Source organism: Streptomyces purpurascens, from assembly GCF_045040895.1.
GTDB classification, from domain to species: domain Bacteria; phylum Actinomycetota; class Actinomycetes; order Streptomycetales; family Streptomycetaceae; genus Streptomyces; species Streptomyces purpurascens.
Genome location: NZ_CP108341.1, coordinates 8,847,149 through 8,859,956, shown reverse-complemented (window position 1 = coordinate 8,859,956; position 12,808 = coordinate 8,847,149). Strand labels below are relative to the sequence as shown.

Here is a 12,808-nt window from a genome sequence, read left to right as displayed (position 1 = left end):
CCGCACATGACCACCAGCACCGGCTTCGACATCCGCAGGATCGGCGGCCGCATCGGCGCCGAGATCCTCGGCGTGGACCTCTCCGGCGACCTCGACCCCGCCATCGTCACCGAGATCAACTCCGCCCTCCTGGAGCACAAGGCACTCGTCTTCCGCGACCAGAACCTCGACGACGCCGGCCAGCTCCGCTTCGCCTCCCTCTTCGGCGAACTCACCACCGCACACCCCACCGTGCCCTCCGTCGAAGGCCAGCCCCAGATCCTGCCCGTCGACGGCGACGAAGGTATCCGCGCCAACCGCTGGCACACGGACGTCACCTTCGTGCGGACACCCCCCAAGGCCTCCACGCTGCGCAGCATCGTGGTCCCGCCCTACGGCGGCAACACCCTCATCGCCAACTCGGCCGCCGCCTACCGGGACCTGCCCGAGCCGCTGCGCGAGCTGGCCGACAAGCTGTGGGCCGTCCACACCAACGACTACGACTACGCCGCCCCGAAGAACGACAAGGCCGCCGAACACCGCAAGCGGTTCGTCTCCCGCAAGTACCGCACCGCCCACCCGGTCGTCCGCGTCCACCCCGAGACCGGGGAACGGGGCCTGTTCATCGGCGGCTTCGCCCAGAGCATCGTCGGCCTCGGCCCGTCCGACTCACGCGACCTGCTGCGCATCTTCCAGGCCTACGTCACCCGCCCGGAGAACATCGTGCGCGTCACCTGGACACCCGGCGACGTCGTCCTCTTCGACAACCGCATCACCCAGCACTACGCCCCCGACGACTACGGCGACCTTCCCCGCCTCCTCCACCGCGTCACCGTCGCGGGCGACGTCCCCGCCGGCATCGACGGCACCCACAGCCACGCCCTCGAAGGAGACGACGCCTCCCACTACACACCCGCGGCCTCCTGAACCACCCGGGCAGCCGGGAGGGGCGAGTCCCCTCCCGGCTGCCCGCCCTGTCGCCGACGCCCAGGACATCCCGCACAAATGGCTGGTGGCGGGGGTCAGTGCTGTCGGGCGCGGTAGAGGTCGCGCAGCAGGGCGATCTCGGCCCCGTGGTGCAGCAGTTCCTGGTTGACCCACCACACGATGTCGATGAACGGCTCGTCCGGGTCGCTGCCGTGCGGGTAGGTGCAGTACCCCACGGTGTCGAGTGCTGCCTCGTCCACGCTCAGCAGCGCCGTCCGCCAGGCCGCGGCACCGGCGTCAAAGGCGGTGACCGCCCCTGTGGCATCCCCGACGACGGGAAAGTCGTCGCGGGTCAGCGCGTGGGCGCCGGCCGTGTGGTCGGCGCGCAGGGTCAGCATCTCGCTGAGGTGGCTCAGGCGCCATGCGATGGTGGTGATGGGCGGGGGCCAGGGGTGCGGGTACGGGGCAGCGTCGCGTCCCCAGTCGCCGGTACCCGCAAGGAGAGTCGCGTGAGGACCCGGCCCGTTCACGCGACGCCGTACCGACCAGCAGCGGGGCGCCGGCTCCCAGAGGTACTCCTCGTCGGTCATGGGGTCGACGTTCGTATCCGTCCCGTCGCCGCTGTCCATGACGGGTCCTGTCATGCGGTGGACGAGGCGCTCGCGTGCGAAGTCGAACTGCTCCAGCAAGGGAGACAGGCGGGACGGTGCCGTCATCGAGTGCTCCTGTGTTCGAAACTGGTCCTGTGCGATCCGCCAGCCTGGCACAGTGAGGGGCATCTCACCTGGCCATCGCTCACCCCAGCAGTCCTGATTTACGCCTGTCCCTCACCGCCCGACCCCGACACACTGACATCCCGGACCAGCGCACGGGTGCCTGCACACCACGCTCGCCTCGGCGGACGCGGCATCAAGTCAAAGTTGCGTCGTCCGTCTTCCGGGATTGTTGCCTCGCCCATATCCTCGTGCGCCGGTGTTACCGACGGTAAGGGGTAGCGATGGGCGGCACCACGCGCAGAGGGTTCCTGGGCACGGCCGCGGCCGCCGGCGGCGGGGTCGCCCTCGGAACCCCCGAGCGGGCTTCGGCCGAGAACGGCGCAGCAGAGCGGACCGTGGCCGTACTGGGCGGGGGCGTCGCCGGGCTCACGGCCGCGCACGAACTCGCCGAGCGCGGCTTCCGGGTCACGGTCTACGAACGCAAGGCACTGGGCGGCAAGGCCCGCAGCATGGACGTACCGGGCAGCGGCACGGGCGGCCGCCGCCCCCTGCCAGGAGAGCACGGCTTCCGCTTCATCCCCGGCATCTACCACAACCTGCCCGACACCATGCGGCGCATCCCGTTCCCCGGCAACCCCAACGGTGTCCACGACAACCTCGTCGCCCCCAAGGAGATGCTGTTCGCCCGGTCGGGCGGCCGCGAGGACATCCGGATACCGCTGCCCTGGCCCGGCAACACCCCGGCCGAACTCACCCCCGACGAGATCCGCCGCGCCTTCACCTCGGTCCTCGACACGGCCTTCAACCTCCCCCTCCACGAGGCTCTCTACTTCGCCAACCGCTTTCTGGTCTTCCTCACCAGCTGCGACGAGCGCCGCGACGACGTCTGGGAGCGGACGCCGTGGTGGGAGTTCGTACGGGCCGGACGGATGTCCTACGACTACCAGCGGATCCTCGCCGTCGGCATCACCCGCAACATCGTGGCCACCAAGGCGGAGGAGGCCAGCACCCGTACGGTCGCCACTCTGCTGGAGGCCTTCGCCTTCAACCTCCTCGGGCGGGGCGCGGACGGACCGCTGGACCGGATCCTCAACGCGCCCACCAACGAGGCCTGGATCGACCCCTGGGTGACGCACCTGAGGTCACTCGGCGTCGAGTTCCGCGTCGGCTGGACCGTACGGGACCTGCCCCTGGACTCGGGTGTGATCGCCGGGGCTGTCGTGGAGGACCCCGCAGGCGCGCGCCGGACCGTCACCGCCGACCACTACATTTCGGCGATGCCGGTAGAGCACGCCCGCCGCACATGGAACTCCGCCGTACGCGCCGCCGATCCCCAACTGGCCGCGTGCGACCAGCTGGAGACGGACTGGATGACCGGCATTCAGTTCTATCTGACCGAGCGCACGCCGATCCTGCACGGCCACCTCGACCTCATCGACTCCCCCTGGTCGCTGACCGCGATCGCCCAAGCCCAGCACTGGCCGGGCCACGACTTCCCCGCCGACTTCGGCGACGGCACGGTCGCGGACTGTCTGTCCGTGGACGTCTCGGAGTGGGACCGCCCGGGGATCCTGTACGGCAAGACGGCCAAGCAGTGCACCCGTACCGAAGTCGCCCGCGAGGTGTGGGCGCAGCTGAAGGCGGCGCTCAACGACAGCGGCCGTACGGTCCTGAAGGACTCCGTGCTGCACTCCTGGTTCCTCGATCCGGCCGTGGACGGACTCGGCACGCCACACCCCGTCAACGAGGAGCAGCTGCTCATCCATCCGGTGGGGACCTTCCTCCACCGCCCGCGGTCGGCCACGAAGATCCCCAACCTCTTCCTGGCCGGCGACTACGTGGCCGTTCCCATCGACCTCGCCACCATGGAGGGCGCCAACTCCTCGGCCCGGCAGGCCGTCAACGCCCTGCTGGAACAGATCGGCTCGACGGCCGAACGGTGCACGGTGACCCCCTTGTACCGGGCCCCCGAGCTGGAGGCACTCAAGCGGCACGACCGCACCCGTTACCGCCTCCGGCTGCCGAATGTCTTCGACGTCGGCTGAAGGCCGGTGGAACCGCTCAGTCGGGTCCGGTCAGGCCGGCGCGGGACGCGGCGGCGAGGGGAGACTTCTCCGCCACGTACGCGCCACCGTCACAGGACGTCCGCGAGCCGGTCCACCTGGTTCGGGTCGAGGCCGTAGCAGTAGAGCATGACCTCGTCGGCGCCGAGGTCGGCGAAGGCGGCGATCGCGTCGCGGACCTCGGCCGGCGTGGTGAGCATTCCGGCCACCATCCGGTCTGGCATGCCGGTGAAGGTGTAGTACGCGTGCATGTTGGTCCGGGCGTCATGGATCACGTCTTCTGGGCCGAGCGCGACGTTGACCTGGGCGACGAGGCGTGGTTCGCCGTCGCGGTCGTACTCCTTCCAGAACCTGCGAGCGGTGTCGAACAGTCCGCCTGCCCAGGAGGGCGCCGCGGCGGCGAGGAAGCCGTCACCCCAGCGCGCGACGCGTTCGATCGCGGCGGGCTTGAAACCGCCGAAGAGGACCTCGGGCCCGCCGGGCCGGGCGGGTTCAGGGCCGATCGGGCCGACCCCGTCGCCGTACGGTTCGCCGGACCAAAGCCGGCGCATGACCGCCATCTGCTCGTCGAGGCGTCGGCCTCGGGTGCGTATGTCGACGCCCGTGACCTGGTGGTCGTCGTCCCGGCCGCCGATGCCCAGACCGAGGCTCAGGCGGCCACCGGTCATCCGGTCCAACGTGGCGGCCTGCTTGGCGAGGAGCGCGGTGTCGCGCAGCGGGGCGAGCAGCACCTCGGTCTGGACGCGGATGCGGGAGGTGGCACCCGCCAGGACGGCGAGCGCGACCAGGGGTTCGGGGTTGTCGTAGACGAGCCGGTCGAGCAGGCCGAGCGTGCTGAAGGGCCCGGCGTCGGCGCGCTGGGCCCAGGTGAGCAGGGTGGCAGGGTCGCCGATGGGCAGGCCGATACCGACGTTCATGAAGGAAGCCTCCGATAGGAAGGGTCGCCAAAGACTGCTGCCGCCCCTCCGGCACCTCAGCGAGGTGGGACGCTCCCGCTCTGCGGCGTGCTTCTGGGGAACGTCTCGTCGAAGTGATCTCACCGTAGGGCGAGTTGACCTGTCGGGCAAACCAATTAGGGCCAGCCGCCGGCCTGTCCCCGGGTCGGCCGACCGGGCGCCGCAAGCTTCGCGAGTCACCCGAGGGCCCGCTTGCGGTCCCACGTCCCGCCACATAGCATTACGATCATACTTTTATAGAGGAGGCCGACTCCACTCCGGCCCCTTTAGCGATCCACCACTCATACATCCGAGGAATCGCCCATGCTGAACGCCTTGTGGAACCCGACCGTCGCCGGAGAGATCCCCCTGCCGCACCGGCTGGCCATGGCCCCCCTGACCCGCAGCCGGTCCACGCCGGAGGGCGTACCGACCGAGCTGAACGCCGAGTACTACGCCCAGCGCGCCTCGCACGCGCTGATCATCACCGAGGGCACCCAGCCCTCCGCCGACGGCCAGGGCTACCCGGCGACCCCAGGCATCTACACCAAGGAACACATCGCCGGCTGGCGCAAGGTCACCGACGCCGTCCGCAAGGAGGACGGCCGTACAGTCATCCAGCTGATGCACGCCGGGCGCATCGCCCACCCGGACAACACCCCCCACCACCGGCAGCCGGTGGCCCCCTCCGCGATCAAGCCGGCGGGGCTCACGTTCACCGTGTCCGGACTCCAGGAGATGCCGGTGCCGCGCGAGTTGTCCACCGAGGAGGTCGCCGCGACGGTTGACGACTTCCGGCGCGCCGCCGCGGCAGCCATCGCGGCCGGCGCCGACGGCGTCGAGATCCACGGGGCCAACGGCTACCTGGTCAACCAGTTCCTCTTCCCCAGCGCCAACCAGCGCACCGACCAGTACGGCGGTTCCCTCGACAACCGGATCCGTTTCGCGGTGGAGGTCACCACGGCCGTGGCCGACGAGATCGGCGCCGGCCGCACCGGCATCCGGATCTCCCCCGGCAACCCCTTCCAGCTCAACGACCTCGAAGAGAGCGACCCCCATGAGCTCTACCCGCACCTCCTGCGCGCCCTCGCACCCCTCGACCTCGCCTACCTCCACATAGGCCACGGCGGCGACGAGGAACTCCTCTCCACTCTCCGCGAGCTGTGGCCGGCCACGCTGATCCTCAACCGGGCCGGCGCCGACATCGCCACCCGCGCCAAGGACATCGAAGACGGCGTGGCCGACGTCATCGCCGTCGGCACCATGGCCCTCGCCAACCCCGACCTCGTCGAGCGCGTACGCTCCGGCGCACCCCTGAACGCCCCCGACCCCAACACCTTCTACGGCGGTGGCGCGGCCGGTTACACCGACTACCCTTCCCACGCCGCCTGACGAAGCGCCTGACGCCCGGGGGGACTCAGCCTTCGGGCGTCTCAACACGGCTGCGGCTCACCGCGAGGGAGGCACCGGGAAGAGCATGCAGCTACTGGTGGCGTGGGCGAGCAGGCGGTCCTTCGCGTCGAGCAACTGCGCCTGAGCCAGGGCGGTTTGACGGCCCCGACTGACAACCGTGCCGATGGCGCGCACCACTCCCGTGTCCGCGGTGATCCGCCGCAGGAACTTCACCGTCAGGTCGAGCGAGGTGTATGCCATGCCCTGCGGGAGGGTGGACTGGACGGCGCAACCCGCCGCCGAGTCGAGCAGAGTGGCGAAGACGCCGCCGTGCACGCTGCCGATCGGGTTGTAATGCTCCTCCCCCGGCGTCAGCGAGAAGACCGCCCTTCCGGGCTCCACCTCGTCCAGGGTGAAGTCGAGGGTGTGGCTGATGGGCGGCCCCGGCATCCGCCCGGCCTGCAGCTCGCGCAGGAAGTCGATACCGGCCATGCGTCCGGCAGCCTCCGCCAGGACCGCGGGATCTTCCCATTGATACGTACGTGTTCGCCCCACAGCCCAGCGCCTTCCCGTCTGACTTTTTCAAATGAAGCTAGACTCCCACTCAGCTGACTGTCAATGACGAAGCCAGGCCCTTACGATGGCGGGATGGAGTGGCTTGAGGCGAGCACGGAGAACTGCCCCGTTCAACGCACGCTTGACGTGGTCGGAGAGAAATGGACGTTGCTGATCCTGCGTGACGCCGTCAACGGAGTCCGCCGCTTCGACGACTTCCACCGCCATATCGGCCTGTCGGAGGCCGTTCTCAGCGACCGACTCCGGAAGCTGATCTCGGCCGGCGTACTGAAGACCGCCCCCTACCGGGAGCCGGGCAGCCGCTCCCGCAACGAGTACCGTCTGACGCGCAAAGGCTGGGACCTGTGGCCCGTCCTGATGGCGCTGAGCCAGTGGGGCGAGAGGCACGCCCTCGGCCCCGAGGGTCCTGTACTGGACGTCCGCCACACCGACTGCGACGCTCCGGTCCGCGTCGTCGTCGAGTGCTCCGCGGAGCACTCCGCCCTCACCCCTGGGGAGGTCACGGCCCGGCTGGGACCTGGCGCTCGGCTCCGGTCGTGAGCCATCGGCACCCAGCCCGCAGGGTCACAGATCGGCAGCCGCGTTCACCTGCCGCTTATAGCATTACGTACGTCAGGCCATCGACGGGGCTTGAATGCGAGGCGACGGCCTCACGGAGCGATTGGAGGAAGCTCGTGGTGCGCTACGCCAAGGAGCACAAGCAGGTGACGCGGCAACGGATCATCGAGAAGGCCGGCCAGCGGTTCAAGCAGGACGGCATCGACGGTTCGGGCATCTCCAGGCTGATGTCGGACGCGGGGCTCACCAACGGAGCGTTCTACGCCCACTTCGCCTCCAAGGACGACCTCGTCGCCCATGTCGTGACCGACGAACTGCGCACACAGGTCGCCAGGTACGGCACCCTGCGGCCCGGTCGCCCGGGACTCGAGGACCTCATTCGCGAGTATCTGTCCCCCGAACATCGGGACCACCCCGGCCTCGGATGCCCGTCCGCCGCCCTGCTCGACGAGATCGGCCGCTGCGAAGAGGGGACCAAGCAGGCTTACACCGACGGAGCGCGGGCAGTCGTGGAGGAGATCTCCGCCCGCCTGACGCCGGAGGACCCAGGGTCCGCCCGGGCCAAGGCCATCGGGCTCTTCACCATGATGGTGGGGACGCTGCAGCTGTCCCGCGCCCTGTCCGACCGGAAGTTCGCCGATGAGGTCCTTGAGCAGGGAATCGAGAACGCCCTCGCGTTCATGAGGTGAGGGGAGCTGCCGACAGCCGCCCCACGGAGGCGCCCACCACGCCGGTCTCGGCCCAGGTGACGACCGCGCCGCACGCCTCCTACCGCTCGAGGAACTCGAGAGCCGTCTCCACGAACTGCCGGTGGAACTGGAAGATGCCGCCGTGGCCGGCGTCGGGGTAGAGCACCAACTCGCCGTTCGGCACGCGCCGCGCCAGGTCGACCGAGTTCCGACTCGGAACCATCCTGTCGCTCTCGCCGTTCGCGACGAGCACGGGCTGGTGAATGACGGAGAGATCCTGGGGCCGCTCCAGCCCCCAACGGTGAATCGCCTTGAGCTGGGCTCCGTACGAGGCGAGAGAGATCGCCTTGTCCCGGTCCTGGGTGCGCTCCTTCAGTCGGCCCAGGAAGTCCTTGCCCGCCCGGCGCCCCTGGGGGGTACGGGTGAAGAAGAGGAACTGCTTCGGATCCTGCAGGGTGAGCAGCCCTCGGACGGTGTCGAGGTGGGAGAGCCGGGTCACGTCCTTGATGCCCTCGCCGCCCGCGGGACCGGTACCGGTGAGGATCAGCTTACGAACGAGGTCCGGGTCGGTCTGCGCGATCACCTGGGCGATCATGCCGCCCATCGAGAAGCCATGGAGATCGACGCGCTCGAGCCCGAGCGCCCGTATGAAGGTGACGGCGTCCTTCGCCATGGCCTGGACGGTGCGCGGCGTCGAGCCGCTGGAAGCGCCGACACCTCTGTTGTCGAACGTGATGACGTGACGCTTGGCGGCGATGCCGTCGACGACCCGGGGATCCCAGTTGTCGAGAACCGCCGCGAGGTGGGTGAGGAAGACCACCGGGACGCCGGTCCGGGGGCCGAGCTCTCGATAGGCGAAGGTCACTCCCCCGGCGGCGACGGTGCGGGTCGGTGCGCTCTTGTACGACGTCATCACGTCGCCTCGCACGTCCTGTGAATCCGGCATGGTCGTTCCCTTCGGTGGCGACGGTCGAAGACCCGTAGGAGCCGGAACCCGGAGCGGTCCGACCCCTCGGCATCACGTCGATAATTAAAGTATGACCGTAATCCTATGAACCCGCAAGCGTGCGAGCCGGACGAAAGGACATCGCTCGCCCGTGGGCCGTCAGGCGGCGAGGAAGTCGGCCACCTGCCGGGTAAAGGCCTTGGCGTACTGGAAGAGGAACGCGTGGCCGGCGCCGGCGTAGAGCACGAGAGTGGCGTTGTCGAGATGCTGGACCGCGACGTAGGAGTTGTGGGCGGGGATCATCACATCGTCCAGACCGTTCGCGTACAGGACGGGATGCTTGATGGCCGCCAGTTCCGCCACCACCTGGTCGAAGGGGCCCCGCCAGGAGCGTGGCCACCGCGGTGAGCATCCCCTGGGCCGCCGTCTCGGAGACCGCGGGGCCGCCGTTCGCGAGCCGGGCCGAGACGTGGTCGAAGTGCTCGTACCCAGAGGCCCGGGCCGCCTCCGTCTCGGGGTAGAAGAGGTACAGCATGGTGAAGCGTCTGGGCGCGGACGTTGTCGTCGACTACAAGAAACAGGCGTTCGAGACGGTGCTGCGCGACTACGACGTCGTCCTGGACTCGCTCGGCGGTGAGACGCTCGCGAAGTCCCTGGACGTGCTCAAGCCCGGCGGGAAGGTCATCAGCGTCGCGGGTCCTCCCGACGCCGCTTTCGCCAGGGAGCTGGGAGCGAATCCGATCATCCGGCTGGTGATGTACGCGCTGAGTTTCCGGACCCGACGACGCGCCCGGCGCCGCAACGTGACCTACTCGTTCCTGTTCATGAAGGCCAGCGGGGACGAGCTGCGCGAGATCACTGCTCTCGTCGAGGCCGGCAGGATCCGACCGTCGTGGACACCGTGTTCCCGTTCGAGTCGACCCATGAAGCGCTGGAGTACGTGGAGGCAGGGCGCGCGAAGGCCGGCAAAGTCGTCGTCAAGATGACCTGAGAAAATGGATTCGAGAGTCACCCCGAGCCACGGGCGGGTGGCGGGAGGTCAGGCACCGGGACGGGACGGAGCACCGTCAGAGACTCTTCCCGGCGAGCCACCATCGCGAAGGGGAACCTGTCGATTTCCAGGCAGAGATCGACATCGTCCGGGTGGAATCCGCTCCGCAGCCCACCGGCGAGGTCTGCCGCGGCACGAGACGTCCTCGCTCGGTGGAGATACGGGGCCGCCTCGACATCGTCTCCGGCCATGCGTTGACCGATGTATTCAGCGCAGGCCAGGTCCTCGTCGGCCTGGCCTCCCTCGCCGGTGACAACGAAGGTCACCGGACCGGAATCCTCGTTCTGCAGGAATCGCGCGGTCGGTCCGGCCACCACGAAGCTCGCGCACAGGACCAGCGGCGCGTTCGCGACGGCCAGCGCGCCCACGGTTCCTGCCGTCGTCTTCTGCACCAGCGTGCGACCGGCGAAATCGCGTGACCTGAGCAAGCCGGGTGAGTTCACCGCGTCGAAGCCCGCTGCTGGAGCTCCGTCCTTCAGAGCCAGCCAACCGGAGCGGCTCTCCTTCAGGGCGAGTGCCTCACTCTCAGTCGAGGCCAGGACAATCCTCTCGACGCCACGCGAGAAGGCCCAGGCAGCCACGGTGAAGGCGCGCATGACGTCGATGACGACGGCGACACGGGGAAGGCCGGTCAACTCTGGGATGCCGACGAAGTGATGCTCCATCGCACCATTCTGACGAACTGTGCAGCAGTGCGAGCTTGCCTCGTGCGTCCGGCCGTCTACAGCCAACCGTTGCGCTTGAAGCCGCGGTGGATGACGAAGCAGGCAGTGGCGATGACGACCAGGGCAAAGGGGTAGCCGAAGCGCCAGTGCAGTTCGGGCATGTGGTCGAAGTTCATGCCGTAGACACCGCACACCATGGTGGGTACGGCGATGATCGCGGCCCAGGCGGTGATCTTGCGCATGTCCTCGTTCTGGGCGACGGAGACCTGCGCGAGGTGGGCCTGGAGGATGGAGTCGAGCAGGGCGTCGAAGGCGTTGATCTGCTCGGTGACGCGGGTGAGGTGGTCGGCGACGTCCCGGAAGTACGTCTGTATCTCCTTGTCGAGACAGCCGCGGGGTTCGGTGGCGAGCCGGTCCAGAGGGCGGGCGAGCGGGACGACGGCCCGCTTCAGTTCGAGGAGTTCCCGCTTGAGCTGGTAGATGCGGCCGGCGTCGGCGTTGCGGGGACTGCGCGGGGAGAAGACGTCGGTCTCGACCTGGTCGATGTCGATCTGTACGGCGTCGGCGACCGTGACGTAGTCGTCGACGACATGGTCGGCGATGGCGTGCAGCACGGCGGAGGGGCCATGGGCCAGCTGCCCGGGATCGGCTTCGAGGTCCTCGCGCAGGGGACCGAGGGAGCCGTGGCGGCCGTGGCGGACCGTGACGACGAAGTCGGGGCCGGTGAAGACCATGATCTCGCCGGTGTTGACGACCTCGCTGGTCGAGGTCAGCTCGGCGTGCTCGACATAGGTGACGGTCTTGAAGACGGCGAAGAGGACGTCGCCGTACTGCTCGACCTTGGGACGCTGGTGGGCGTGGACGGCGTCCTCGACGGCGAGCGGATGCAGACCGAACAGTTCCGCGACGCCGGCGATCTCCGCCTCGCCCGGTTCGTGCAGGCCCAGCCAGACGAAGCCGCCCCGGCGCTTGCGGACCTGCCGTACGGCGTCCTCCACCGAGTCCGTTTCCGGCCCCCGGAGACCGTCGCGGTAGACGACGCAGTTGACCACCGTCGAGCCGAGCGGCGAGCGGGCCGGGTGGCTGAGGTCCACGCGGCGGCGACTGCGCCGCGCCAGGTTCGCGACTTTGCGCAGGTTGCCGACCATCGACATGCGGGCTCCTTCATCACCGGACCGTCCGATCCGGACAGTGTGCCAAATGGCGATGAGGCGCTCGTCAGAGCCAGCGCTTCCTGCGGAAGACCAGGTAGACGAGGGTGACAAGGGCCGCGGTGATGATCAGCATCGCCGGGTAGCCGAGCAGCCGTTCCAGCTCGGGCATGTGGTCGAAGTTCATGCCGTAGACGGCCGCTATGGCGACGGGGATGGCGATCAGGGCGGCGGCCGCGCTGATGCGGCGCACGTCGTGGTTCTGCTGGACGCTCGTCTGGGCGAGGGCCATGGACAGGGCGTTGTCGACGAGTTCGGTGAGTACCGTGACCCGTTCGGCGGCCTGGGCGAGGTGGTCGGCGACGTCACGGAAGTACGCGGCAATCTGCCGGTCCACGCCGGGGACGCGGCGCTCGGCGAGATCGGCCAGGGGCTGGGCCAGCGGCGCGACGGTGCGACGCAGTTCGAGGAGCTCGCGTTTGAGCTGGTAGACGCGGCCGACGTCGTGTCGGGCGTCCGGGGAGAAGGCGTCGAATTCGACCTGGTCGGCGTCCGCCTCCAGGGCGGCGACGACGTCGAGGTACTGATCGACGACCGTGTCCGCGATCGCGTGCAGCACCGCGACCGGGCCGTGGGCCAGACGCCCGGGGTCGGCTTCCAGGCGGGTGCGGACACCGCTCAGATGCCGGGCGGGGTCGTGGCGTACGACAACGATGAAGTCGCGGCCGACGAAGGCCATGATCTCGCCGGTGCCGACGATGTCGGTGGTGGGCGTCAGCTCCTCGTGTTCGAGGTAGACCGCGGTGCGCAGGACGAGGAAGAGGGTGTCGTCGTAGCGCTCCAGCTTGGGTCGCTGGTGGGCGTTGAGGGCGTCCTCGACGGCGAGCGGGTGCAGGCCGAAGGCCCGGGCGACGATCTGGAGCTGTCCGGCGGTCGGGGCGTGCAGACCGATCCAGACGAATCCGCCAGGGGTGGTGCGCGTGGCGTCCATGGCCTCGTCCAACGGCAGCCGTCCGGGCCTGCGGCGCCCGTACTCGTACAGGGCACAGTCGACGACGGGGATCTCTTGCCGAGGCGGGTCGTGGGCCGTCATGGCGCACCTCCTCGCGGGACGCGGGTGTCGCGCGTGCCGCGATTACCACCATCGCATGGACGTGCAA

The 12,808-nt window shown here is 69.1% G+C and carries 13 protein-coding genes and 1 pseudogene; 6 read left to right on the top strand and 8 right to left on the bottom strand.

Annotation, left to right across the window (positions count from 1 at the left end):
* The first annotated feature begins 6 nt into the window (after positions 1 to 6).
* Positions 7 to 906, top strand: a complete 900-nt coding sequence (locus OHU35_RS40190) for a TauD/TfdA family dioxygenase (RefSeq protein WP_359892335.1) — start codon at positions 7 to 9, stop codon at positions 904 to 906.
* Positions 907 to 1,001: 95 nt separating this feature from the next.
* On the opposite strand, the gene OHU35_RS40185 is transcribed toward OHU35_RS40190, so the two are convergent.
* Positions 1,002 to 1,622 carry a DinB family protein gene (locus OHU35_RS40185; protein WP_405508922.1) on the bottom strand — a complete coding sequence of 207 codons (621 nt, stop codon included), beginning with the start codon at positions 1,620 to 1,622 and terminating at the stop codon, positions 1,002 to 1,004.
* A 281-nt stretch (positions 1,623 to 1,903) separates the two neighbouring features.
* Between OHU35_RS40185 and OHU35_RS40180 the strand changes: the two genes are divergently transcribed.
* Positions 1,904 to 3,667 (top strand): FAD-dependent oxidoreductase, encoded by a 1,764-nt coding sequence (locus OHU35_RS40180; RefSeq protein WP_405508921.1) that lies wholly within the window; start codon positions 1,904 to 1,906, stop codon positions 3,665 to 3,667.
* A gap of 89 nt (positions 3,668 to 3,756) precedes the next feature.
* Here OHU35_RS40180 and OHU35_RS40175 read toward each other — a convergent pair whose 3' ends face one another.
* Positions 3,757 to 4,602 carry an LLM class flavin-dependent oxidoreductase gene (locus OHU35_RS40175; RefSeq protein WP_405508919.1) on the bottom strand — a complete coding sequence of 282 codons (846 nt, stop codon included), beginning with the start codon at positions 4,600 to 4,602 and terminating at the stop codon, positions 3,757 to 3,759.
* Positions 4,603 to 4,944: 342 nt separating this feature from the next.
* On the opposite strand from OHU35_RS40175, the gene OHU35_RS40170 reads away from it, so the two are divergent.
* A complete protein-coding gene (locus OHU35_RS40170; protein WP_359892347.1) occupies positions 4,945 to 6,012 on the top strand; it encodes an alkene reductase in 1,068 nt (355 codons plus the stop codon).
* Positions 6,013 to 6,069: 57 nt separating this feature from the next.
* On the opposite strand, the gene OHU35_RS40165 is transcribed toward OHU35_RS40170, so the two are convergent.
* Entirely contained in the window at positions 6,070 to 6,567 is a 498-nt protein-coding gene (locus OHU35_RS40165; RefSeq protein ID WP_189727496.1) for a PaaI family thioesterase, read from the bottom strand.
* Positions 6,568 to 6,660: 93 nt separating this feature from the next.
* Here OHU35_RS40165 and OHU35_RS40160 point away from each other — a divergent pair, with 93 nt between their 5' ends.
* Positions 6,661 to 7,128, top strand: a complete 468-nt coding sequence (locus OHU35_RS40160) for a helix-turn-helix domain-containing protein (protein ID WP_359892351.1) — start codon at positions 6,661 to 6,663, stop codon at positions 7,126 to 7,128.
* Positions 7,129 to 7,262: 134 nt separating this feature from the next.
* Entirely contained in the window at positions 7,263 to 7,835 is a 573-nt protein-coding gene (locus OHU35_RS40155) for a TetR/AcrR family transcriptional regulator (protein WP_189727498.1), read from the top strand.
* A 79-nt stretch (positions 7,836 to 7,914) separates the two neighbouring features.
* On the opposite strand, the gene OHU35_RS40150 is transcribed toward OHU35_RS40155, so the two are convergent.
* Complete coding sequence (locus tag OHU35_RS40150) at positions 7,915 to 8,781, bottom strand: alpha/beta fold hydrolase (protein WP_189727499.1); 867 nt, start codon at positions 8,779 to 8,781, stop codon at positions 7,915 to 7,917.
* 159 nt (positions 8,782 to 8,940) lie between these two features.
* Positions 8,941 to 9,273 (bottom strand): alpha/beta fold hydrolase, encoded by a 333-nt coding sequence (locus OHU35_RS40145; protein WP_405509421.1) that lies wholly within the window; start codon positions 9,271 to 9,273, stop codon positions 8,941 to 8,943.
* 41 nt (positions 9,274 to 9,314) lie between these two features.
* On the opposite strand from OHU35_RS40145, the pseudogene OHU35_RS40140 reads away from it, so the two are divergent.
* Positions 9,315 to 9,772 (top strand): annotated as a pseudogene (locus OHU35_RS40140) (zinc-binding dehydrogenase); the annotation flags it as partial.
* A 17-nt stretch (positions 9,773 to 9,789) separates the two neighbouring features.
* Here OHU35_RS40140 and OHU35_RS40135 read toward each other — a convergent pair.
* The 3 genes from OHU35_RS40135 to OHU35_RS40125 all read right to left on the bottom strand — a co-directional run bounded on the left by OHU35_RS40135 (position 9,790) and on the right by OHU35_RS40125 (position 12,741).
* The gene (locus OHU35_RS40135; RefSeq protein ID WP_405508916.1) at positions 9,790 to 10,497 is read right to left on the bottom strand and encodes a 2-phosphosulfolactate phosphatase; all 708 of its coding nucleotides are present in this window, start codon (positions 10,495 to 10,497) and stop codon (positions 9,790 to 9,792) included.
* 56 nt (positions 10,498 to 10,553) lie between these two features.
* Positions 10,554 to 11,651 (bottom strand): magnesium and cobalt transport protein CorA, encoded by a 1,098-nt coding sequence (locus tag OHU35_RS40130; RefSeq protein ID WP_359892360.1) that lies wholly within the window; start codon positions 11,649 to 11,651, stop codon positions 10,554 to 10,556.
* A gap of 64 nt (positions 11,652 to 11,715) precedes the next feature.
* Positions 11,716 to 12,741: a magnesium and cobalt transport protein CorA gene (locus OHU35_RS40125; RefSeq protein WP_189727503.1), complete on the bottom strand. Its 1,026-nt coding sequence runs from the start codon at positions 12,739 to 12,741 to the stop codon at positions 11,716 to 11,718.
* Positions 12,742 to 12,808: the final 67 nt, after the last annotated feature.